Origin of the sequence: Pseudoalteromonas spongiae UST010723-006 (genome assembly GCF_000238255.3) — a bacterium.
Lineage (GTDB): Bacteria > Pseudomonadota > Gammaproteobacteria > Enterobacterales > Alteromonadaceae > Pseudoalteromonas > Pseudoalteromonas spongiae.
The window spans coordinates 847886-871864 of sequence record NZ_CP011040.1 but is presented as its reverse complement, the minus strand read 5'-3'; the positions used below and the strand labels follow the sequence as shown (position 1 = coordinate 871864).

At 40.0% G+C, this 23979-nt stretch carries 21 protein-coding genes; 10 read left to right on the top strand and 11 right to left on the bottom strand.

Annotated elements, in window-relative coordinates; all coding sequences use genetic code 11:
• Nucleotides 1-322: 322 nt before the first annotated feature.
• Both PSPO_RS18135 and PSPO_RS18130 read left to right on the top strand, forming a co-directional pair.
• Nucleotides 323-1435 (top strand): arginase family protein, encoded by a 1113-nt coding sequence (locus tag PSPO_RS18135; protein ID WP_010559124.1) that lies wholly within the window; start codon nucleotides 323-325, stop codon nucleotides 1433-1435.
• Between the two features lie 109 nt (nucleotides 1436-1544).
• Nucleotides 1545-2246 carry a hypothetical protein gene (locus PSPO_RS18130; protein WP_010559125.1) on the top strand — a complete coding sequence of 234 codons (702 nt, stop codon included), beginning with the start codon at nucleotides 1545-1547 and terminating at the stop codon, nucleotides 2244-2246.
• A gap of 120 nt (nucleotides 2247-2366) precedes the next feature.
• Here the strand turns inward: PSPO_RS18130 and PSPO_RS18125 are convergent, their stop codons facing one another.
• The gene (locus tag PSPO_RS18125) at nucleotides 2367-3155 is read right to left on the bottom strand and encodes a thioesterase family protein (RefSeq protein ID WP_010559126.1); all 789 of its coding nucleotides are present in this window, start codon (nucleotides 3153-3155) and stop codon (nucleotides 2367-2369) included.
• 218 nt (nucleotides 3156-3373) lie between these two features.
• Between PSPO_RS18125 and dnaK the strand changes: the two genes are divergently transcribed.
• Together dnaK and dnaJ are read left to right on the top strand one after the other, a co-directional pair.
• Nucleotides 3374-5296 (top strand): molecular chaperone DnaK, encoded by a 1923-nt coding sequence (gene dnaK, locus PSPO_RS18120; protein WP_010559127.1) that lies wholly within the window; start codon nucleotides 3374-3376, stop codon nucleotides 5294-5296.
• 137 nt (nucleotides 5297-5433) lie between these two features.
• Complete coding sequence (gene dnaJ / locus PSPO_RS18115) at nucleotides 5434-6573, top strand: molecular chaperone DnaJ (protein WP_010559128.1); 1140 nt, start codon at nucleotides 5434-5436, stop codon at nucleotides 6571-6573.
• Nucleotides 6574-6674: 101 nt separating this feature from the next.
• Here the strand turns inward: dnaJ and PSPO_RS18110 are convergent, their stop codons facing one another.
• Nucleotides 6675-7187 (bottom strand): hypothetical protein, encoded by a 513-nt coding sequence (locus tag PSPO_RS18110; RefSeq protein ID WP_010559129.1) that lies wholly within the window; start codon nucleotides 7185-7187, stop codon nucleotides 6675-6677.
• Nucleotides 7188-7451: 264 nt separating this feature from the next.
• Between PSPO_RS18110 and PSPO_RS18105 the strand changes: the two genes are divergently transcribed.
• Both PSPO_RS18105 and PSPO_RS18100 read left to right on the top strand, forming a co-directional pair.
• Complete coding sequence (locus PSPO_RS18105; RefSeq protein ID WP_010559130.1) at nucleotides 7452-8930, top strand: methyl-accepting chemotaxis protein; 1479 nt, start codon at nucleotides 7452-7454, stop codon at nucleotides 8928-8930.
• Nucleotides 8920-9444: a DUF6436 domain-containing protein gene (locus tag PSPO_RS18100; protein ID WP_010559131.1), complete on the top strand. Its 525-nt coding sequence runs from the start codon at nucleotides 8920-8922 to the stop codon at nucleotides 9442-9444. The genes PSPO_RS18105 and PSPO_RS18100 overlap by 11 nt, the downstream gene beginning before the upstream one ends.
• A 10-nt stretch (nucleotides 9445-9454) precedes the next feature.
• Here the strand turns inward: PSPO_RS18100 and hisIE are convergent, their stop codons facing one another.
• The 8 genes from hisIE to hisG are packed head-to-tail and all read right to left on the bottom strand — an operon-like array spanning nucleotide 9455 to nucleotide 16456.
• Nucleotides 9455-10066, bottom strand: coding sequence for a bifunctional phosphoribosyl-AMP cyclohydrolase/phosphoribosyl-ATP diphosphatase HisIE (gene hisIE, locus PSPO_RS18095; protein ID WP_010559132.1), 612 nt, complete (start codon nucleotides 10064-10066; stop codon nucleotides 9455-9457).
• Nucleotides 10063-10836 (bottom strand): imidazole glycerol phosphate synthase subunit HisF, encoded by a 774-nt coding sequence (gene hisF / locus PSPO_RS18090; protein WP_010559133.1) that lies wholly within the window; start codon nucleotides 10834-10836, stop codon nucleotides 10063-10065. The genes hisIE and hisF overlap by 4 nt, the downstream gene beginning before the upstream one ends.
• Nucleotides 10818-11552 (bottom strand): 1-(5-phosphoribosyl)-5-[(5-phosphoribosylamino)methylideneamino]imidazole-4-carboxamide isomerase, encoded by a 735-nt coding sequence (hisA, locus tag PSPO_RS18085; protein ID WP_010559134.1) that lies wholly within the window; start codon nucleotides 11550-11552, stop codon nucleotides 10818-10820. Before hisA ends, hisF begins: the two co-directional genes overlap by 19 nt.
• A gap of 8 nt (nucleotides 11553-11560) precedes the next feature.
• Complete coding sequence (hisH, locus tag PSPO_RS18080) at nucleotides 11561-12145, bottom strand: imidazole glycerol phosphate synthase subunit HisH (RefSeq protein WP_010559135.1); 585 nt, start codon at nucleotides 12143-12145, stop codon at nucleotides 11561-11563.
• Nucleotides 12142-13203 carry a bifunctional histidinol-phosphatase/imidazoleglycerol-phosphate dehydratase HisB gene (gene hisB / locus PSPO_RS18075; protein WP_010559136.1) on the bottom strand — a complete coding sequence of 354 codons (1062 nt, stop codon included), beginning with the start codon at nucleotides 13201-13203 and terminating at the stop codon, nucleotides 12142-12144. The genes hisH and hisB overlap by 4 nt, the downstream gene beginning before the upstream one ends.
• A 5-nt stretch (nucleotides 13204-13208) precedes the next feature.
• Nucleotides 13209-14261 carry a histidinol-phosphate transaminase gene (hisC, locus tag PSPO_RS18070; protein ID WP_010559137.1) on the bottom strand — a complete coding sequence of 351 codons (1053 nt, stop codon included), beginning with the start codon at nucleotides 14259-14261 and terminating at the stop codon, nucleotides 13209-13211.
• Nucleotides 14258-15553 carry a histidinol dehydrogenase gene (gene hisD, locus PSPO_RS18065; RefSeq protein WP_010559138.1) on the bottom strand — a complete coding sequence of 432 codons (1296 nt, stop codon included), beginning with the start codon at nucleotides 15551-15553 and terminating at the stop codon, nucleotides 14258-14260. Before hisD ends, hisC begins: the two co-directional genes overlap by 4 nt.
• Before the next feature lie 3 nt (nucleotides 15554-15556).
• The gene (hisG, locus tag PSPO_RS18060; RefSeq protein WP_010559139.1) at nucleotides 15557-16456 is read right to left on the bottom strand and encodes an ATP phosphoribosyltransferase; all 900 of its coding nucleotides are present in this window, start codon (nucleotides 16454-16456) and stop codon (nucleotides 15557-15559) included.
• A gap of 1068 nt (nucleotides 16457-17524) precedes the next feature.
• Here hisG and ppk1 point away from each other — a divergent pair.
• The 4 genes from ppk1 (at nucleotide 17525) to PSPO_RS18040 (ending at nucleotide 21993) form a co-directional block, all read left to right on the top strand.
• Nucleotides 17525-19594 (top strand): polyphosphate kinase 1, encoded by a 2070-nt coding sequence (gene ppk1 / locus PSPO_RS18055; protein WP_010559141.1) that lies wholly within the window; start codon nucleotides 17525-17527, stop codon nucleotides 19592-19594.
• Nucleotides 19594-21093 (top strand): Ppx/GppA phosphatase family protein, encoded by a 1500-nt coding sequence (locus PSPO_RS18050; protein ID WP_010559142.1) that lies wholly within the window; start codon nucleotides 19594-19596, stop codon nucleotides 21091-21093. Before ppk1 ends, PSPO_RS18050 begins: the two co-directional genes overlap by 1 nt.
• A 54-nt stretch (nucleotides 21094-21147) precedes the next feature.
• The gene (locus tag PSPO_RS18045) at nucleotides 21148-21366 is read left to right on the top strand and encodes a hypothetical protein (protein ID WP_010559143.1); all 219 of its coding nucleotides are present in this window, start codon (nucleotides 21148-21150) and stop codon (nucleotides 21364-21366) included.
• 237 nt (nucleotides 21367-21603) lie between these two features.
• Nucleotides 21604-21993: a zf-TFIIB domain-containing protein gene (locus PSPO_RS18040; protein WP_010559144.1), complete on the top strand. Its 390-nt coding sequence runs from the start codon at nucleotides 21604-21606 to the stop codon at nucleotides 21991-21993.
• A 301-nt stretch (nucleotides 21994-22294) separates the two neighbouring features.
• Here PSPO_RS18040 and PSPO_RS18035 read toward each other — a convergent pair whose 3' ends face one another.
• Nucleotides 22295-23977, bottom strand: coding sequence for an asparagine synthase (glutamine-hydrolyzing) (locus tag PSPO_RS18035; RefSeq protein ID WP_010559145.1), 1683 nt, complete (start codon nucleotides 23975-23977; stop codon nucleotides 22295-22297).
• Nucleotides 23978-23979 lie beyond the last annotated feature (2 nt).

Sequence of the window (23979 nt, the reverse complement as noted above, 5' to 3'; positions counted from 1 at the left end):
TTAGTTACAAATTAGAACTTGATAATTATATGAAAAGCTATGCAGTTAGCTTGAATAAATCTTCAGGTGATTAGGGGTTGTTTCTGGTAGTTGATTTGACATTCAAAGGCAAAGCCTCTAAGAAAGGGGCATGTAGATTATTGTTGGGTTTATCGAATAAACCAATTTTTAACAAATACAACGAGTTAAAAATTAAAGACCATTAAATGATACGTCGCTTAGTTTTGTAACGAGCGGATTTTGTAATAAATGGTATTTCCAGCAATAAATTTTTAATCTATGCATAATTATATGACTGATTATGCTTTGTTCGGAGCTGAATATGAGCGACTCTAAAAACGCATTTATTAAAAAAGTAACAAATTGCTTATGCCCACCGGGTAACGGTGTTTTCACCGTTAACACTGCAAAAGAGCGAAAAGAAGCGCTGCACCAGTCAATCTATGGACAGACCGAAAACATCGATGCGCTGTGGCGTGATAGCCTGCAAAATATTGAACAAAGTGAATATAATGCAGTAACGTTAGGCATCAGCTCAGATTGCGGCGGCGGTATTTTACGCGGTGCAAACTGGGGACCACTATTTTTACGCAGCACCTTAATGGAACAACAGCCAAGTGCGAAAACATTCGATTTAGGTGACGTGCGTGTTATTCCACACCTGCTACATGATAAATACTTAAACGACGGTACGATTTCAAATTGCCAAAAAGCGCTTTATCAAGATGAAAGCAGTGATTATCACGTAAGCCCATTATCAATTACCGAAGATGTCTGTGATGACTTTTATGCCAATTTTCCAGATAAAGGGATTTTTGGTATTGGTGGCGACCACTCAATTAGTTACCCATTAACTAAGTCGTATTTAAAGGCAAAACGTGCGCAGGGTAAACGCACTGCAATTATTCACTTCGATGCACACACCGACCTACTTGTTGAGCGTTTAGGTATTGATTTATGTTTTGGCTCTTGGTGTACACATATTCTGGAGTTTTTACCGGCGCCACATCATTTAATTCAGTTTGGTATTCGCTCAAGTGGTAAAGATAAAACTCATTGGGAATCAACATTTGGTGTTAAACAGCATTGGGCACATGAGATTCGAGAAAAGGGCGCACAAGCGATTGTTGAGCAAGTAATTGCACAGTTAAAAGCAGACAATGTCGACGAGCTTTACGTTAGTTTTGATATTGATGCCCTTGATGCAACATTTGCAGCGGCAACGGGAACACCTGAATACGATGGTATGACGCCAGATGAAGCAATGCTAATTTTAAATGCGCTTGCCAAAGAGTTCCCAATTACGGGCGCAGATATGATGGAAATTGCGCCGTTTACCGATGCATCACACAGTGGTAAACAAGCCTCTGAAAGTACATTGCGAGAGGGAGCAAAAATTTCAGCCTTGTTAATTGATGCGATGAACAGTAAGTAAATTAAAAAAGGTGCCAAATGGCACCTTTTTTGCTCTTATAGTTTCTAAAGTCAATAACAGGGTTTACACTTAACAGTATGAAACCCCGTGATTTATCAAAAAGGTAAAGATGGTAAACCGATTAGCCGCACTGTATGTCTTATTATGCTTAATGCCTATTAGTGCGTTCGGTAAACTGACGGTATTTACTGAAAATTTAAGTGGCTTTCAATATTACAATGAGCACGGGAAATTTGTCGGGCCCAACTTTGATAAAGTACATCGTGCGTTAAGTGCTGCAAATATTGATTATGAGCTAAATGTACTTGGCTGGTCACTTGCTTATAACGGGGTGCTACGCGACCCAAATGCATGTATCTTTTCGCTTGCCCGTCTACCCATGCGTGAGCCCAATTTTAAGTGGGTTGCTAAATTAAGTCACTTTACAGCTTATTTCTATGCCTTACCTGAAAAACAAATTCAATTAGAGTCAATTCTCGCCGCAAAAGAATACAAAACCGCGGTAATAGAAAACAATTTTAGCCATCATTATTTAACACAACATGGGTTTAAATTAGGCACGCAATTGTTGGTGATTGAAAATGTAGATAGATTGTTTCATATTATGAAGCAGCGTAAACACGTACTTGATTTAATCGTATTGAACGAGACACAATATACAACGCAACGTGAAATTGACAAAACCACCCCTGAGTTAAGCAAGGTGTTCAAATTTAAACAGGAAGCAACGAGTCTATACTTTGCATGCAATACTAAAATTAGTGACGATATGATGGCTAAATTAAAAGCTGGATTTGAAACGATAAATTAGTGTTAAATGTGTTATGTGTTTATTTGCAGTAATGCAAATAATGTAAATTGCGTTACATTAGGCGAGCATTGATGACATTTAAGCGCTCATTGAGTGAGCGCTTAAATAGTAGTTGTCAGCTTAATCGAACAGTGCAACGGTTTGACGACTCATTGCTAATAATTCACCCGCCTGATTATAAATATTTGCTTCTTCACAGGCATATCCATCGCGACTATGATGGGTAAACGCATCAAAACCAAGCCAAGCGTCAGCTGCTAATGGCTGGTGAGGTAAAAATTCAATATACCAAGACATTGAACTGGCAGGAGCAACGTTTGCATACATTTGCAATTGTGCAGGTGGCCACGCATCTGTTAGCGCTAATATATGCGCTACAGTTAAGTCTCTGGGTGTTTCTTTTAAACGCATCCATCCTGCAAGTTCGCCATTCGATGCATTTGAAAACGGCATAGCACCTTTTTGAATATTAAAACTCATGTGTTGGAAAAATTGGGGGGTTACTCCTTCTATATAAGGAATAAGGTTTTCTTCATTAACTGGTGCCAACGGGCATGTCGCTTTATTTTCAACAATCACATTTGAATCACGTTTTATTGCAAAGCATGCAAGGGCAATCACCGCGACTTTTTGGTCTTGAATAATTCTTGCTTCAATCTGTGATGCACTTTTACCTTCACGCAAAAGTGAAAGCTCAATATTAAATGGCGTATCGGCGGTCAGCGGGCCAACAAAATTAGTACTGAGTGACAGTAACGTACGTTCGTTATTAATTACAGTGCGCATTGCGGTGTACAGCATAGCGGCAGAAATACCGCCGAAGGCTGTGCGTCCTTGGCACCAGTTTGCAGGAAAGGTTAGTTGGGTAAGACGTGAATTGACTTGGTCTAATAATTGATCAAAATGCATAAGAATTTCATTTGTTATCGTAACTAGCTTGTTTATAACAAAAATAAAGTGGTATGACCACTTTCAGTATCAAAATTCATCATTGCAAAAAAAATTTCAAAATTTTAAAAAAAATTTACGTTTTACAGTTGAATTGTCATTACCCCACCCCTATTAAGTAACCATCTAAACGAATTAATCATTTTTTGATACAGAATTAAAGAAGTAGGAGACGTTCCATGGGTAAGATTATTGGTATCGACTTAGGCACAACAAACTCATGTGTTGCAGTATTAGACGGCGATAAGCCACGCGTAATTGAAAATGCAGAGGGTGATCGTACAACCCCATCAATTATCGCATACACAGACGAAGGTGAAACGCTTGTAGGTCAACCTGCAAAGCGTCAAGCGGTAACAAACCCAACAAATACATTATTCGCAATCAAGCGTTTAATCGGTCGTCGTTTTGAAGACGAAGAAGTACAACGTGATATCGACATCATGCCATTCAAAATTGTTAAAGCAGACAATGGCGATGCATGGGTAGAAGCGAAAGGCGAAAAACGCGCTGCACCACAAATCTCAGCTGAAGTTCTTAAGAAAATGAAGAAAACAGCAGAAGATTTCTTAGGTGAAGCGGTAACTGGCGCAGTAATTACTGTACCGGCATACTTTAACGATGCTCAACGTCAAGCGACAAAAGACGCGGGTCGTATCGCGGGCCTTGATGTTAAACGTATTATCAACGAACCAACTGCTGCTGCACTTGCATACGGCATGGATAAGAAGCAAGGCGACAACGTAGTTGCTGTTTACGACTTGGGTGGTGGTACATTCGATATCTCTATCATCGAAATTGATGAAGTAGAAGGCGAGCACACGTTTGAAGTACTAGCAACAAATGGTGACACGCACTTAGGTGGTGAAGATTTTGATAACCGCGTTATCAACTATCTAGTTGAAGAATTTAAGAAAGATCAAGGCATCAACTTGAAGACTGATCCACTTGCGATGCAGCGTGTTAAAGAAGCTGCAGAAAAAGCGAAGATCGAACTTTCAAGCGCACAACAAACAGAAGTTAACCTTCCGTATGTAACTGCTGATGCGTCAGGTCCTAAGCACATGAACGTTAAACTAACGCGTGCTAAGTTAGAATCACTTGTTGAAGATCTCGTAACGCAATCACTAGAGCCACTTAAAAAGGCATTAGCTGACGCAGATCTTTCTGTTAGCGATGTTAACGATGTAATCCTAGTGGGTGGTCAAACACGTATGCCACTAGTACAAAAAGCAGTTACTGATTTCTTCGGTAAAGAGCCTCGTAAAGACGTAAACCCTGATGAAGCAGTAGCTATGGGTGCTGCGGTTCAAGGTGGTGTTTTAGCGGGTGACGTTAAAGATGTACTACTGCTAGACGTTATTCCTCTTTCGCTAGGTATCGAGACAATGGGTCAGGTTATGACTGCATTAATCGAGAAGAATACAACGATTCCAACGAAGAAGTCACAAGTATTCTCAACTGCGGAAGACAACCAAAGTGCGGTAACAATTCACGTACTGCAAGGTGAGCGTAAGCAATCAAGCGCGAACAAATCACTAGGTCAATTCAACCTAGAAGGTATTCGCCCTGCACAACGTGGCGCACCACAAATTGAAGTAACGTTTGACGTTGACGCTGATGGTATCTTACACGTATCTGCGAAAGATAAAGACACGGGTAAAGAGCAGAAGATCACAATCCAAGCATCTTCAGGTCTAAGCGATGATGAAATCGATGCAATGGTACGTGATGCGGAAGCAAACGCAGAAGAAGATAAGAAGTTTGAAGAACTAGTACAAGCGCGTAACCAAGGTGACGCAATGGTTCACGGTACACGCAAGCAAATCGAAGAAGCAGGTGACGCACTACCAGCTGACGATAAAGCAGCGATTGAAGCAGCACTTTCAGAGCTAGAAACAGCAGTGAAAGGCGATGACAAAGCTGAAATTGAAGCGAAAACGCAAGCGCTTATCGAAAAATCGCAAAAACTAATGGAAATTGCGCAAGCAAATGCACAAGCGCAACAAGCTGGCGGCGATGCAGGCCAACAGCAACAAGCACAGCAAGATGACGACGTTGTTGACGCTGAGTTTGAAGAAGTAAAAGACGATAAAAAGTAATTTACTTTGAAGAGGGCGCGCGGGTTTCGACTCAGACGCGCCCTTAGTGTATCTAAAGGTTTTATGAATTTTGAGGCTAAAGACCCCGCTGGGGCAATGCAAATGCAGTTAGCCAACTAACGGGGAAAGCAGTAATTATGTCAAAACGCGATTATTATGAAGTACTAGGCGTTGCAAAAGACGCTAGCGATCGTGATATTAAAAAGGCATACAAACGCCTTGCTATGAAGTATCACCCAGATCGTACCGCAGGCGACAAAGACTTAGAAGCTAAGTTTAAAGAAGTAAAAGAAGCATACGAAGTACTTGGCGACAGTCAAAAACGTCAAACATACGACCAATTTGGTCACGCAGCCTTTGAACAAGGCGGTGGCGGCGGTCACGGTGGTTTTGGCGGCGGTGCAGATTTTGGCGATATCTTTGGTGATGTATTCGGCGATATTTTTGGTGGCGGCGGCGGTGGCCGACGTCAATCTCGCCAACAACGTGGTGCTGATTTACGCTACAACCTAGATTTAAGCCTAGAAGAAGCAGTTCGCGGTAAAGACGTTGAAATTAAAGTTCCAACTTGGGTGTCATGTGAACCGTGTGATGGTTCTGGTGCGAAGAAAGGCTCTAAGCCACAAACATGTGGTACCTGTCATGGTCATGGCCAAGTACAAATGCGCCAAGGCTTCTTTGCTGTTCAGCAAACATGTCCTACGTGTAATGGTAGCGGTCAAATTATCTCAGATCCATGTAATAAGTGTCATGGTCAGGGCCGCGTAGAAAAAACCAAGACCTTGTCTGTGAAAATTCCGGCAGGTGTTGATACTGGCGACCGTATTCGTCTAGCTGGCGAAGGTGAAGCAGGGCAACACGGTGCACCAGCAGGTGATTTATACGTGCAGGTTTCTGTTCGTGAACACCCAATTTTTGTGCGTGACGGCAGCAATTTATATTGTGAAGTACCACTTAGCTTTACCACAGCAGCACTTGGTGGCGAAATTGAAGTACCAACGCTAGACGGTCGTGCAAAACTAAAAATTCCTTCAGAATGTCAGACGGATAAAATGTTCCGTATGCGCGGTAAAGGCGTTAAGTCTGTTCGCGGCGGTGCAGTGGGTGATTTAATCTGTAAAGTGATTATTGAAACACCGGTTAACTTAAACGAACGTCAAAAAGAATTATTACGTGAATTAGATGAGAGCATGGGCGGTGATAGCTCGCGCCATCGTCCAAAAGAGCAAGGATTCTTTGATGGTGTTAAGAAGTTTTTTGATGACTTAACTAAGTAATCTAGCTTAGTAACTTAGCCTATTAATTTAGCTAAGAAAAATAATAAAAAGGGCTCACAACTGTGGGCCCTTTTTATTGGCTTTATAATAAAAATATGGATTTATTTCTTAATTAAACCACCAACTTCAAAAGATGTTTGCCACGTTTTATTGTACTTGGCGTTAGTTTGTCCGCTTTGAATGCTAATTACGGCATCGTGCGCAGCGTTTTTAAATGTAGTTCGTTGGCTTTGATTTTGTGAAGTGTTATTTGCTTGCCATTGGCTGCCCAAACATTGTGCTACTTGATTTACGGCTAAGTCAAACGCGTCACGGCTTTGCGATTCATTATCGTATTGCTTTGCGCACTTGTAAGACACTCTTTCGTTATTCATACCGAGAATTTGACAACTATTGCCTAGCAAATGGTACTTTGGTGTCCATACATCGCCAAACTTAGTTTGAACGCGTGTCGCTTTTAGCGGCTCGAATTGATTTTCAAAACCATCAACTAAACCTTGAATTTTTTCACAAGGTGTTAAGTTATCAACGTAGGCTGTTTGTGTTGGAGTGAGTGTTGAGCCACAGCCAACTAGAAACAAAAACAGCGATGCAGCAGAAATTTTACGAAACATAATGCTATCCCTAATAATTTGTCATCAGCATAGCGAGACTTAAAAAGAAAATCTATGCTTAACGTATGCAATATTGTGATTTATCAAGTATCAACACGCGTATTGCGTAGCATTTAATCAAGCATCAAATTAATTAAATAAATAAAAGCTAATTTTTAACTTAGATTTAAAATTGTGGCATAGGAAATTGAGCCATTTGGCAGTAAAAACCGTACAACTTATGTTGTATTACCGTTTATTTATGAGCACTATTTGGAAGTTTAAATGAATTACCCTTGGATTGAAAAAGCAAACCGGATCTTCTCTGCGGTATTAATTGGCCAGTTTATTATTACGTTAATTATCGCATTCTTTACCGATACCTGGTTTGAAGGTATCGCAATTGGCCTGCTTATTGTCGCATTGCCGCTATTTTTAATTAACACTGCACCGTTTGCATCGGTTACTCGCCATGCTGTGGGTATCGCGGTTCAGTTATTTGCAGCACTCCATATTCAACAAGCCATGGGGTTAACCGAATTACACTTTGAAATATTTGTAATGCTGGCATTTTTGAGTTTCTACCGCGATTGGCAGGTGATTTTGTCCAGCGTATTATTTATAGCCGTTCATCATATTCTGTTTTTTATTGTGCAGTCGCAAGGCGCCTCGATTTACATATTTGAACAAGGGCATTTAGCGTTTTACATTTTGACTATTCATGCATTGTTTGCCATAACCGAAGGCGGCGTATTAATGTATGTCGCTAAATTAACGCATAGAGAGGCGGTAAGTGCTTATAAATTGTCAGAATCAATACACGACGTATTGAGTAAAGAGGGTAAGTTTGACTTAACCGCGTTTACAAACAAGCAATCAGATGGCTCTGATTATCAAAAGTTAATGACCTCATTAAGTGGATTTATAAAACAAACCAAAACCGTCAGTGAAGGTGTGTTACTACGCTCTGAAGCTGTGTTAGATTTAACTAACGATGTAGAGCGTGCGACCGACGAAAATGTCAGTCAAATAAACTTAATTGCGACTGCAACGGAAGAAATGACAGTAGCAAATGCGAACGTTGCGAGCCAAGCAAGTGAAGCAAACGAAAGTGCAAGCGATGCGTTTACCCGTACTGATAAAACAAAGCAAATAATTGATAGTTCAGCACAAAACATCGAAGGGCTTAAGGGAGACTTAGCGGCGACATCACAAACAATTGGTGAACTTGCGTTAAAGTGTAATCAGATTGAAGAAGTGATGAATGCAATTAAATCGATTTCAGACCAAACAAACTTATTAGCGTTAAATGCTGCAATTGAATCAGCTCGCGCCGGTGAGCACGGCCGTGGATTTGCAGTTGTTGCAGACGAAGTAAGGCAGCTTGCGATGAAAACGCGTCAAAATGCAGAGCAGATCAGTGAAATTACTGCGGCGTTAATTAATGAGGCGTCGTCTTCGGTTGAGCAAATGGACAAGTGTTTAGTTCAAGCAGAAGACACGGTTGCACAAGCAAAAGACGCATCTAACATGATGATGGGCGTGGTTGATAATATTGAAAGCATGGTTAATAACATGGCTTCTGTTGCAAGTGCAGCAAATGAACAAGCAACGGTGTCGGCGAGTATTTCTGAGTCGACACAGCGCTTATCACATAATTCTGAGCAATTAAAACACAATACTAATGAGTCCGGGCAACGCTTTAAAGAGATGAAGAACGATATTGAAAACTTAAACCGCGAGTTATCACGCTTTGATCTCTAAATTACATTGGGTTGTGTTAGCTGTATGGTCAGTTATTTTAACCAGCAGTGTGTTGTACTTGTCTACATTAAAAGCAAAGCAATTTGATGTAAACGGCTTGCTTTTGAGTAACGCGATGGACACTCAATTTGATAATCGCTTTACATCGCTTATTGAAGAAACTATAGGTACTAGTAATGGGGCTGTAGTGCATTTTAAAATGGATAATTGCTTTTGTGAGTATGTTGCCCAAAGCCATGTTATGTCAGTGAAAAACCTTGCATCGGAACACGGCTTTAAAAATCATGTTATAACGCTTAAAAGTAATAATCGTTTTAATATACCTTCGGTACCTGCGGTCGCAGTTATCAACCAAAATGGTAAGTTAACCTATCTTGGTCCGTATGCAACAGGAATGTTTTGTAGCGAAGGCGAAGGTCTTGTCGAGCAGTACATAAACGACGATACCGGTCACAACGCACTAGGCGCGACTATTTTAACTGATGCCCAAGGTTGCTATTGCAACCTTGGTTAAAGAGTAGAGATTATTTATGTCTATTTTTTAGTACATTAATAACTTGGCTAATATTGAGGCTTTGTCGTTGTAACAGAACTAATAAGTGATACAGTAAATCAGCTGATTCATTGAGTAACTCTTCGTTGTCATTTTTCATTGCTGCTAAGGCAACTTCAACACCTTCTTCGCCAACCTTTTGGCAACTTCGACTCAACTCTTTGGCAAATAAACTTGCAGTATAACTTTCGGCTGGGTCGTCATTTTTTCGCTTTGCAATAACACTGTTAAGCGTACCTAAAAAGCTTAAATCGGTGCTCGCATCACCAAAACAACTCTGTGTGCCTAAGTGACAAGTTGGACCTTGCGGTTTTGCGAGTATTAATAACGAATCTTGGTCACAATCAGTATGCATTGATACTAATTCCAGATAGTTTTCAGAGCTTTCGCCTTTTGTCCATAAACGTTGTTTTGAACGGCTATAAAAGGTTACTTTACCAATTTCTAAAGTCGTTTGCACAGCAGCTAGATTACAAAAGCCCTGCATTAAAATTTGCCCCGATTGCACATCCTGTACAATCGCGGGAATAAGCTCACTTTTATCAAAATCAAGAGCAGAAATATTGCTTAAATCTAATTTCATAATCGCACCGGAATTGTCTGTTGATTCAGGGTTTGTTTTAGCTCGGTTATATCAATTAAGCCTTTGTGAAAAACCGATGCAGCAAGTGCGCCATCGACATTGCTTTGTAGAAACACGTCGGCAAAATCTTGAATTTTACCCGCGCCGCCAGAGGCAATTAAAGGGACATCACAAATCGCGCGTATTTCACTTAATTGTCGGTTGTCATAACCCTTTCTTACGCCGTCTTGGTTCATGCAGTTAAGTACAATTTCGCCGGCACCTAAGTCTTGAACTTGCTTAACCCATTCATGAGTTTTATAACGTGTTTGGCTTGATGAGTTAGGATCGCCCGTTAGTTGATATACGAGGTATTCACCTGTGGTTTTGTCGTAAAAACTGTCGATACCAACCACAACACACTGTTTTCCAAACTCATCATGTAACTCTTTAATAAGCTCAGGCCTTGCTATTGCAGGGCTATTAATGCTGATCTTATCCGCGCCCATTTCGAGTACTTTTGCAGCGTCGGCGACCGATTTAATGCCGCCTGCAACGCAAAAAGGGATATTGATATAACGGGCAATTTGCTCCACCCAAGTGACATCAAGTAAACGCTTTTCGACGCTCGCTGTAATTTCATAGAACACTAGCTCATCGGCACCTGCTTGCGAGTACGCTTCGGCAAGTTGCAAAATATCGCCCACGATTTCGTGCTCTTTGAACTTAACGCCTTTTACAACTTGATTATTTTTAACGTCTAAACAAGGAATTATGCGTTTTGATAACACGTTACAGCCTCCTTAGCGCTAAACGCATTATCAAGTAATGATTTACCTAAAATTACACCACCGACACCAAGCGCTTTTAACTGCTTAATATCCTCAAGGGAACTAACACCGCCTGATGCTTGTACGCGAATATCATCAAACTTTGAAAGAATGTCTTGGTATAGCTTAAATGAAGGGCCGGTCATTGTGCCATCTTTACTAATGTCAGTGCACAAAAAGTCTTTTACGCCCAATTCTTTATAGAATTCTATAAATTCAAACAGATCGTAAGGTGATTTTTCGAGCCAACCGTGGGTAGCTGGGCGCCAGGTCTCGCCGTCTTTGTTAACATCCAGTGCGATTACAAATTTAGCTGCGCCGAATGTGCTTATCCAATTCTTTACTTGGCTCTTGTCCGTCACTGCTTTCGAGCCAATCACCACTTGATGTACGCCTGCGTTCAGCCAAGTGGATATGTCTGACTCGCTTCGAATGCCGCCGCCGATTTGAAAGGGTAGTTTGAGCTCGTTTGATGCTTCTTGAATGAACTGCCATTGCTTTTTGTCCGGATCACGGGCGCCTTCAAGATCAACAATGTGAATTCGTTCAGCGCCTGAATTTGCGTACTCTGTTAACCGTTGTTTAAAGTCAAAATCATAAAATTGTGCCGTGTCGTACTTGCCTTGGTATAGTCTAACAATTCGATTTTGTAAAATATCTAATGCGGGAATAATCATTATTGTTCCTATAACGCTAAAAAGTTTTTCAGCAAACGTTCGCCAACGCGGGCTGATTTTTCAGGATGAAATTGCATGCCAATAAAATTATCTTTGGCAATAATAGCTGAAAATTCAGTACTATAATTGCTTGATGCCAATGTGTATTGATTCGGCACATGAGCAAAACTATGCACGTAATACACTTGGTCGTTGCCATTGATGCCCGCTAAAATAGGGTGGTCTGACTTTAAATCTAAATTATTCCAGCCCATATGCGGTAGTGTTAGGCACTCGCTTTTAAGCGCATTTAGTTCTCCAGGAATGAGGCCAAGGGTCTTCACTCCACCTTCTTCAGTTTCATCGCACATTAACTGCATACCCAAACAAATGCCTAGTAAAGGCTTTTTGTAATTGCGTATAGCATCTTGCCAGTTGTTATCAATTAAGCGTTTCATTGCAACCGAGGCATGACCTACACCGGGTAACACAGCACGAGGAAAATCGTTAAGTTTTTCTGGCTCTGTAATAATTTCAACCTGAGCGCCTAAACGCTCAAATGCAAATCGAACCGAATTAATGTTTGCACAACCGGTGTTAATTATGGCTATCATAAACATCCTTTAGAACTGGCAGTGGTTTGGGTAACATCTTTGGCAATTGCCATGCGCAGTGCACGTGAAAACGCTTTAAATAGCCCTTCAACTTGATGATGGCAATTACCGTCTGACACACTTAAAATTAGGCTAATTGCCGCATTATCAGTGAGGCTTTTGAAGAAGTGCTCAACCATTTGCACGTCCATGTCTCCCACTTTTTCGCGAGAGAAATTAGCATTTAGTACGAACGATGCACGACCCGATAAATCAATCTGTGCGTCTGTTTTACACTCATCCATTGGCAACGAAAAACCATAGCGGCCAATTTGTGTTTTGGTACTCAGCGCTTGTTTAAGTGCTTGACCAAGTGCAATACCAACGTCTTCAACAAGGTGATGTTCATCGATGTGTAAATCACCAGATGCCTTAATATTAAGGCCGATATTACTGTGCGTACGAATTTGGTCGAGCATGTGGTCAAAAAAGCCAAGTCCCGTTTGTACTTCCCCTTGTTTGCCCGAATCAAGGTTTACGCTAACTGAGATTTGGGTTTCGCTGGTATTGCGATTAACTTCGCCGGTACGATTACGCGTCGTGAGTTTAGTTACGATCTCAGGCCAGTTGCCTGTATACAAAATACCTTCACAGCACAGGTTTTCAGCAAGTTGAATATCGGTTTGGCGGTCGCCAATCACATAGGAATTGGATAAATCGACATTGCCTGATTGCATCAGCTTTTTTAGTAACCCTGTTTTTGGCTTTCTGCAGGCGCAATTTTCATCGTCAAAGTGTGGGCAAATTAATACCTCATCAAAAGTGATGTTCGATGCGCTAAAAACCTGCATCATTTTATTGTGCGGAGCGTCAAAGTCGGCCTTTGGGAAACTATCTGTGCCTAAGCCATCTTGGTTAGATACCATAACCAGTTTATAACCTGCAGCTTGCAGTTGTAACAGCGCAGGTATAACGCCTGGCTCAAAAACTAACTTTTCGAGTGTATCAAGTTGTTTATCGATAGCTGGCTCTTCTACTAAAGTACCGTCTCTATCTATAAATAAGTAAGGAACTGCCATAATTATTATCCGTTTATTTCTACTAGCCAGTTGAATACAACGTTAAGCTCTTGTTCTGATCCAATACTGATGCGTAGCCAGTTATCTTCGCCATAAAGTGTAAAAGGGCGCATAATTAAGCCACTTTGCATAGCTGCTGCGATGTGTGCTTTATCGCTAAGCTGGATAGTGACAAAGTTTGCAAAACTCGGTAGCACCTTACGCACGTGCTTGCACGCAGATAACTGATTAATTAGCGTTGCACGATTGTTGTTTATAATTGACACTTGGCGTTTAACGCTACTGATGTTGCAGCTTGTAAGCGCTTGTTCGGCTATTGCGGCAACCACACTCGATACAGGGTACGGCGCTAGCACCTTTCGCATGGTATTAATTAGCTCTGGATTGCTTAACACAAATCCCGTGCGTAAACCTGCTAATGCAAATGCCTTTGATAAGGTTCTTAAAACCACCAGGTTTTGATACTTTTCTATTAAACCTGCCGCTGTAAATTCTTCACAAAATTCAATATAAGCTTCGTCAACGACGACAATGGCTTTATCTTCAAACGCTTTTACAATCTCTTCGATTCGAGACAGTGGAAGCACGTTACCGGTTGGGTTATTTGGATTACAGACAAATACCAACTTGGCGTTACCAACACTATCTAAAAGCTCTGACTGTGGTGCATTAATTAAAAGCGCTTGGCTTAAATCTACTAACGCAACATTGGCACTTTCTGCGGTTACCTTATACATGCCGTAAGTCGGTAAAAATTGTGCGATGCTGTCTTTACCATTTTGACAAAAGGTGCGTACCAATAACTCAATACCTTCATCTGCGCCACGTGTCATCAAAATGTTTTCGTCTGCAAGATTGCTATATCGCGCGTAGGCGTTGATGACGTTTTCAGGTTGCGGATCTGGGTAACGGTTTAAGTTATCTAAATTTAATTCATACTCTTTTGCATAAGGGCTTTCATTGGCGTTTAACCATGTTGAACCAGTTAGTTTTTCGCTTTTTGCAGAGCTATACGCTTTCAGTGATTGAATATATTCTGGGGCAAATTCACGGCTCATAATTTGGCCTCCTGTAACCTGATTGACACCGCGTTTGCGTGTGCGTCTAACCCTTCAGCTTCTGCTAGCGGCAAGATACTGTTTGCAAGTTGTGCTAAGCCAGACTGTGAAATGGTTTGCACTGAATAGGTTCTAAAGAAGTCCATTAAGTTAAGCGCGGAATAAACTTGGCTATAGCCATACGTTGGTAACACGTGATTTGTACCAGAGGCATAGTCGCCAGCTGATTCAGGCGTATAATCGCCAACAAACATCGAACCAACGTTATAGAATTTATCTACAATATCTGCAGCATTACGTGTTTGTACAATTAAGTGCTCCGGCCCATATTGGTTTGACACCTTAATTGCACTCTCAATGCTATCAACTAATATATAAGGCGAGTTTAACAATGCTTTTTGAGCAATCGCCTTACGCGAAAGCGTACTTAGTTGCGCGTCAATCTCACGTTTGGTTTCGTTTATTAACGTTTCGCAGTTTGATACTAAAACTACTTGAGAATCTTCACCGTGTTCGGCCTGTGATAGTAAATCTGCGGCAACAAAAGTGGGGTTTGCGCCATCATCGGCAATTACAAGCACTTCAGAAGGACCCGCAGGCATATCAATTGCAACACCAGTAGCTTGCTGAGCAACTAGCTGTTTTGCCATCGTCACATAGCTGTTACCCGGGCCAAATATTTTATTTACTTTGGGTACGGAATCCGTACCGAAAGCCATTGCTGCAATAACACCTGCACCACCTGATTTAATAAGCGTGGTCACACCACACAATTTTGCGGCGTACAAAATGGCTGGATTAATCGCCATATCGCCTTTAACCGGTGTTGCTAACACAATGGTTTTAGCGCCACTTAGTTTTGCAAGGGCTCCTTGCATTAATACCGACGAAGGCAGGGGAGCAGTACCACCAGGTACATAAATTCCAACTGCTTGAATTGGTTGATAACGTAGCTCACAACACACACCAGGTTGTGTTTCAATAATTTTCGTAACGGGTAATTGTGCTTGGTGAAATTTAGTAATGTTATTAAACGCAATATCAATAGCAGTTTTTAATTCAGTACTTAATAGCGCTGGTGAATTATCAATTTCGCTTTGTGGCACAATAAGCTGTTCACTTTGGTTATTATCGAACTGCTGATTAAAATCCAGTAGCGCTTTATCGCCATTTTCTTTGACGGTATCGATAATAGTTTGAACATGCGCTTGCAGTGCGCTCTGGTCTTGTTGAGCAGGGCGCGCCAATAAAGCCTTTTGTTTTGCAGCGGAAAGTTGCGACCAAACGTTCACGGTTTACTCCATCATCTTTTCGATTGGCATTACAAGAATCGAGCTTGCACCTTTTTCTTTTAATGCTTCCATGGTTTCCCAGAAAAGCGTTTCGCTTGAAACCATGTGCAACGCAACTAAATCGTCAGTGCCCGCAAGTGATAATACGGTTGGTTTGCCCGTACCTGGTAACAATTCGCAAATTTCGTCTAATCCCGCTTTAGGTGCGTGAAGCATAATATATTTGCTTTCTTTAGCCTGGCGCACCGCTTTTAGCCGAGGTAGCAAAGTATCAAGCAATGCTTGCTTTTGCTGGTTATCCATTGACGGGTTTTGAATTAAACAAGCGTTAGACTCTAAGATGGTTTCGCCTTGCAAAAGACCATTTGCTTCGAGTGTCGCACCCGTTGAAACCAAATCACAAATCGCATCGGCAAGGCCTGCACGCGGCGCTACTTCAACTGACCCTGAAAGTAGCACTGTCGATGCGTTGATCCCTTGATTTTTAAGATATTGCTTTAAAATTTCAGGGTAGGTAGTCGCAATCTTTTTGCCTTCAAACCAACTTAACGGCAACTGACCTAATTCTTGCGGCCAAGCAAGTGCTAGGCGGCAATAACCAAAATCGAGTTTTGCAAGTTTAGTAACCTCGGCATTTAGACTTTGTGCAGCGCGTTCTGCTTGGCTTTCAACAAGAACGTTTTCGCCGACGATACCTAAGTCACACACGCCGTCCATTACCAACCCAGGGATATCGTCATCACGTACACGTAATACGTCAATTGGCATGTTTGTAGCGTGTGCAATTAAGCGTTGTTCACGCAAGTTTAGTTTTACACCAAGTTGTTTAAGTAGGTCTTGGCAGTCTTTTGATAAACGTCCTGATTTTTGAATCGCAATGCGTAGACGGTTGTTATCACTCATTTTCTCATTCCCAATATTTAATTCTAATAATGCGTTAAATTTAATTTGGGCTACAAAAAAGCCCGAGGTTGTCCTCGGGCTCATTTTTGTTGATTACCAGAGGACATATTTTCGGAATAGCCCTCCAGCGAAATACCTGAAAGCTACTCCGTTGTATGATGGTGATGAATAGTGTTCAGTGTATTTAGCATGATATAAACCTTTTAAATAATAAGCCTGTTTGGCTTTTTGTATTTATAGAAAAACATGAATTTTAATGCTTTGCAATAAAAAATAGCATCTTAATTGTGAATACTATATTTCAAAAAATAACATATTAATAAAAACAATGCCTTATCCTTATTGGTTAACGCTTTAAAATTAGCTTGTATAGGCCTGTATATACAAGTTAAGTTGTCATTTTTAGGGTGTTTTGGAGATTTAATTGGTTAATGGGGTGTTTTGTCTTGTTTGATGGTTTATGTTTAACCTGTCGACAAAATTAGTCGAATAATTAGTATCAGATTTGATTAAGAAAGCAGCTTATCAAAGGGAAAATTATCAGCACTGCAATTTTAATGTACTCAATAGCTCATACATTAATGTTGAAAGATAATTAAAGTAATATGAACATTTTAAATGCAACAGAAACTCCCTAATTAAAAATAAAAGTATTAGGTCAAATTACGCTTGTTTTATAAAATAGTGTTTAATTTATCACTAGGGCTTAGCGTAAAGCGTAATTTGGACTTAGTTTGTTTGGTCTGGTAGTAAAGTAGCTGTTTTAACAACAGCGTTAGATTAGTTAATTGAGGTTAGATGTGAGTAAAACTTTGTGTGAATGGAAGCGCAAAGAAATTGAACAAAAGCTAGAAAAGCTAGCGGCGTTAGTTAATACCCCTCGCTTTGTCTGTAAAAAGTGCGCGCGCTGTGCAAATGACAAAAAGAGTTTATGTAAACCCATGCCATTATAAATGGATTTTATTGGACTCGTTTGGCGCGTTTTTTAAGTTACTGTTAACACGTAATAATTGTGCAATAAAAAATACATAAACTAATCTATAAGTTAATTGCATAAATTAGTTTTACATGGAAATGGAATCTAATATCTCGGCGACGCCGTTATATTTTGAAAAAGAATTAAGTTGGTTGTCTTTCAACGAACGCGTGTTACAAGAAGCAAAAGATCAAACTAACCCGATTATTGAGCGCATTCGCTTTTTAGGCATATTCTCTAATAATCTTGATGAGTTTTTTAAAGTACGTGTTGCCGATGTTAAACGCAGAATTTTACTCGATGAAGTTAAAAAGCTTCCTTCTACGCACATTCAGTTACTTGCCGAAATTCAAGAGAAAGTACTCAAGCTCAACGAGAAGTTTGACGATATTTACCAACAAATTTTAATCGATTTAGCGCGTTATAATATTTACATCTCAAAGCCAGAACAGCTAGATGAAGCAGCACGAGCATGGTTAAGTGAGTATTTTATAAATAATGTACTCGATCACATGACGCCGATTAAAGTGAGTGATGCCCCAGAGAAGAAAATTCACCTAAATGATTCGTGTGTTTATATATTGGTTTCGCTTAACGGTGAGCGAGAGCAATATGCAGCACTTGAAGTGCCACAAACCATTAATCGCTTTGTTATTTTACCTAGCAAACGTAACAAAAAAGATAAGCACATTGTCGTAATAGATGACTTAATAAAGTACTTTTTGCGCGATATTTTTACCGGGCTTTATAAGTTTGATGAAATCTCAGGTCACGCGTTCAAACTGACTCGCGATGCTGAGTACAACCTTGATGATGAAGTAGACGAAGGTTTACTTGATAAAATGTCTAAAGGGTTAAAACAACGCTTAAATTCTGAGCCTACGCGCTTAGTATATGATGATGATATGCCCGAAGCAATGTTACGAATTTTGTGTAAAAAATTGGGTGTTAAACAATATGATTCGACTATTGGTTCGGCACGATATCGTAATTTTAAGGACTTTATCGGATTTCCGAATGTTGGGCGTAAATACCTTGAAAACCGTCCATTACCGGCCTTAAAAAATAAAGAATTTAGTCAGCAAGACAATGTTTTTAAAGCGATTAGTCTTGGTGATATTTTACTTTATTATCCCTATCATACCTTTAATCACCTCACTGAATTTTTAAGGCAGGCAAGTTACGACCCAAAAGTGACGCAAATTAAGATCAACATTTACCGAGTTGCAAAGCACTCACGTGTGATCAGTGCGCTACTCAACGCGGCGAGAAATGGTAAAAAAGTCACTGTGATGGTGGAGCTAAAAGCGCGCTTTGACGAAGAAAATAATATTGAATGGTCTAGGCTGTTAAAAGATGCGGGCGTAAAAGTAATATTTGGCATTCCAAGTTTAAAAGTACATTCAAAATTATGTTTGGTGTACCGTAAAGAAAAAGGTGTTATTGAAAAGTATGCACACATTGGTACTGGCAATTTTCATGAAAAAACCGCTAATATTTATACTGACTTTAGCTTGTTTACTAAACATCCTGACCTAACTCGCGAAGCCACCGATGTATTCCGTTTTATTGAATACAGTTACAAGTCGTTTAACTTTGAACATTTAATGGTTTCGCCGGTAAATGCGCGTGAAAAAATCTATCAACTAATCGACAGCGAAATTAGCCAAGCAAAGTTAAAGCAACCAGCTGCAATTACGCTTAAGGTCAATAACTTAGTTGATACGGGCTTGGTTGATAAGCTTTATGAGGCGTCGACCTTTGGGGTGCAAGTTCGAATTATCGTTCGCGGTATGTGTAGTTTGATTCCCAATATTAAGGGAATTTCAGAAAATATTCGTATTATCAGTATTATCGACCGATTTTTAGAGCATCCTCGAGTTATGGTTTTTCATAATTCGGGTGACGAAAAGGTCTATATTTCGTCGGCCGATTGGATGACGCGAAACCTCGATCATCGAGTTGAAGTGGCGACACCAATTTACGATAATGCGTTAAAACAAATAATAATTGATATTCTTGAATTGCAATTTAAAGACCGCGCTAAAGCGCGGTTAATAGACTCTAGCCAACGCAACCATTACGTTCGTAGAGGCAATAAGATGAAGCTTCGCTCTCAAATTGCAATTTATGACTACCTGAAAAAGCGAGAAAACTCTTAATGAAAAGCACTGCAACAATTGCTGCGTTAGATATTGGTTCAAATAGTTTCCAGTTGATTGTTGCAAGGCAAATAAGCGGCCGTTTAGAAATCTTACACAAAGAAAAACTAAAAGTGCATTTAGCTGAAGGGTTAGACGCAGCCGGCAATTTAAGTGATGACGCGATAGTCAGAGCTGAAACTGCATTAAAAGAGTTTGCGACAACGCTGCAAGGGTTTAACGCAAATCACGTAAAAATCGTAGCCACATACACGGTACGAAAAGCAAAAAATAAATATCACTTTATTCAACGTGCGAAAAAAATCATTCCATTTAATATTGATGTAATTTCTGGATTGGAAGAAGCACGGTTAATTTACCAAGGCGTTGCTAATTATCGTGTTGATAACGATACAAGACTGGTGATAGATATTGGCGGTGGCAGCACCGAGTTTATTGTTGGCAAAGGACCCAATACGCATCAGCTTGCTAGCCGAAGCATGGGATGTGTTACATTTCAGCAAATGTTTTTTGCTGATAATACTATTTCACATGATAGTTTTAACCGTGCCATTGTTGCTGCGAGCCAAGAAATAGAGCCTATTCTTAATGCCTATCAAAATACCAACTGGCAGTGCGCTATTGGTACATCGGGTAGCTTTAAAGCAATTTTGAGTATCGTACAGCACACTCTCATTAATGACTCAGAGCATGATCAAATGACTTTGTCAGACTTAAACGTAATCAAACATAAATTGATTTCGTTTGGCGATATTAAACATATTGAGTTGCCAGGACTGAGTGAAGAACGTAAGGGTATTATCTGCTCTGCTGTTGCGATTGCCATTGCGTGCTTCGAGTTACTCAATATAAAGTCGTTAACGTATTGTGATTTTTCGTTACGCGAGGGGGTATTACACGAGTTAATTGATTGCAGCGATAATCACAACCTAAAGCAGCAAAGCATTGATAACTTCGCCCAGCGTTTTGACTGTGATAAAAGTCAATCTAGTCGTGTAAAAGCGATGCTTACTTGGTTGTTTGAACATGCAAACAAAGATTGGAATGTAAACTTGCAATTGCAGAAAATCGTTTTTTTTGCTGCAGACGTATATGAAGTCGGTTTAAGCATAAGTTCGTCTAACATTCGTAAGCATTCAGCTTACATAATCGCGAATAGTTTACTTCCCGGTTTTAGCCAAGAAGAACAGCAGTTATTAACCTTATTAGTACGGAATCATCGAAAGAAATTAAAACTTGAATCTGAACAGCTTGAATCAAACACAGATTTTAAAGAATTTATGCAGGCGATTTCTATCTTTAGATTAGCACTGTTGTTTACACAAAAGCGTCAATGTGACTTTGTTAAAATTGACCAGATCAGGTTTTTGGAGCACTCAATTGATGTAACGTTTGAGCAAAATTGGTGGCAAGAACAACCTCTATTACAAGCAGACTTCGAAAAAGAAGCTATGTTACTGGAACCCCATGGCATCAACTTAAATTGCATAAACCGTTAATATTAAAGCAAACTATAACCTAGCCGATATATAGATAAGTTCTAGGAGTAATGTATGGATATTTTAATCCCATTTTTGCCGCGTATTAACACTGTGCACCCAGTGGATAAATCTACCTTATATGTTGTTGGCGTGAGCGATAATAAGACTACAAAAGTGCGCCTTAAAAAGAATGAGGCGACTCTGTCCGAACTTAAAAAACAAAAAGAAGATACGACAAAAGAAAGCCATACAAGTGAAGATGATGAGGAGCATATTGACACTTGGGCTTGATTCTCCCCTAAGAGCTCATGTTTTAACACTGCCTTTAGTCTTATTAATACGCGCAAAAATTGCTGAGAACCCATAAAGCTATCTGTAGGGTGCTGATTTATTGAAAGCGGATTTACCATAACACCCATGTACATCCTACTTAGCCAATCAACACCGAAATACACCCTTTAACACATAAACTAAGCGGATTTATTGTGCTTCTAATACGCTACTAAATCAAAAGAGTAGGAGTAAAAAATGCGTTGTGTGTGTAAAGAATGTGATTTTCAGGTGTGGAAAGGTTTTGGGGAAATAGGTTTTGGTTGTAAATGCGGTTATTCATGGCTACCTGAAAAGTACTATGCAGCGCTTGATGGTAAGGGAAGATTTAACTTTAGCACTTTTTCAACGCATTTAAACACAACTAAAGGCACGGCAAGTAAATACGCATGCCCGCAATGTTCAAATACACTTTTTGATAAAAACTTGGCTGAAATAACACTTACACATTGTGAGAATTGCAAAGGCGTTTTGTTTAACCTTACCCAATCCCAAGCCTTTTTTGAATATTATAAGTTACCTAACTACGATAACCGTGCGTTACACATGCTAAGTGATTTGCCATTTATTTCGCTTTTGTTTAGTTGAGCTGTAAAGAACACATCACACTTATTAGTTGTTAAAGTTCAAAACGATGCTAATGCGTTAAACGCTTACATTTTTCACACCAAAGATATGCGAAGTACTGTTTCTTACAAGAGGAAAGTAACCTTACGAGGAACTCAAAAAAAGGCCCAATCTTTGAGTAATTCGGAATCTTTATAAGCTGGGCCTTTAGGGTTTAATTATTTACCTTTGGTCGGGGTGGTAAACAGTCGAGCGATAATATATCAGTAAGCTTGGGCCAAGGTTTGTCATAAGCTTGTCAATTTGTGAAAAAGTGTAGCATCTAACTTGCTTTCAATATTTGCGCTTTGTCGGCGCAATTAAGCCAAACTAGACCAAAACCGATTATATAATTCTCAAGCTTATATTGCCTTATTTGTGAAATTAGCGCCGCTTTGTCTTCATCATCAAGTCCAAGTAAATTTACGGTTGCTAATAACACGCTTTGACTAACTTCTGAATAATCATATTGGTACATAGGTTTAGAGCGCTTACCAAAATGCCCGTTTAAACCAAACCGGCTGAGTAAGCCTGGGTATTTTTGGCCAAATGTTAACCCGCGGTTTAAAGGTTTGTGCGTTTTGTCCCAAGGTAGTGCTGCAAGTTTCGGCGATAAATCAGATATTAGTTTGCGATGAAAAGCACTGTGTAATTTGTACTTTGCAGGTAGATTCAACATTGTACACACGACCTCATCATTTAAAAATGGGTGTGTGCGATTATAGTAACTGTCGAGTAATTGCTGTCCAGCGACAACCATTCGCTGGCAACGGGCTTTTAAGTAAAATTGATCAGCCTGCTTCGCTGCATCGACATATTTACAGATGTGCTCTTTGATAAAATCGTTAAGCGTTTTTTCCATACTAACACTGCCTTTTAAAAGCAGTTGAGCGATTGGCCACGTTTGTTTTGTTAATTCTTCACTGATATAACGTTCGATGCGAGGCACTGTATACTTGTTAAGTGAGCTTTGCCCGAAGAAACGAAAACCTGGCATGCCTCGGTCGTAGTAAAACGCACGATACGTTTCTGCGCCCGTACCGGTTATAATTGTTCGACCTTGGGTTTGATCTAATAGTTGATTGTCAATTAACGCATGCGCATGGTGAAACGGGACTTCGCCAATGCTCGCTTGCGTAATTCTTTTTATCGTTTGTGTATCAAAATGCGTGGTTGAACTTTTTGAATGGAACAGTTTCAAATTACATGCATTAGCAAGCTTAATCGCATACTGAACATCCGTACTATTAACTTCGCCATAACACAGTCCTTCGGGTTTCAAGTTCAAAACCTCACACACAGATAATATAGCGCGTGAATCTAGACCGCCTGACAAAGATACTAATGGATTACTATCGTTTTTGAAGCAATTTCTTACTGCTTCAATAAACGCATCTTTTGCATGGCTATATTTGGTGGTTTTGTTCAAACATTTAACATATTGCGCCTGTATTTTTTGTTTCTCAAGCGTGTGGTTGTTAAGGTTAACCTTAATCAGAGATTCACCTGTAAAATGTTGGGTGTGCTTAATTATACAATCGTTGTTAAAAAGCTGGCCAAGTGCAAGCAGGTTACGTAAGGCTGTCTGATTAAATTCAACGTTATCTTCTAAGCAATTGATTAGTGCAGTTCGCGAACTTGCAATAATGGTAAGTTGTTGATGCTGATACACCAGTAGCGGAAACGTACCAAATTCATCACTTGCGGCGTAAACAATGCGTGTTTCTTTATTAATTAGTACCCAAGAGCGACCGGTATAACACTTTTTTAGTCCATTCAGTAGATCATCGGTTATTTGCCTGTCTTGATTTCGATAGGCAACATCACCCCAAATATAAATGTCGAACAGATGTGTCGAATGACAGGTTGAGGCAAGGCTAGTGTTAAAGTCGGTGATATTTGCTTGAAACCATTCGCCAATTTCGTTTCCAATAGATTTTGCTACGTTAAGACTAAATTGCGCCATAT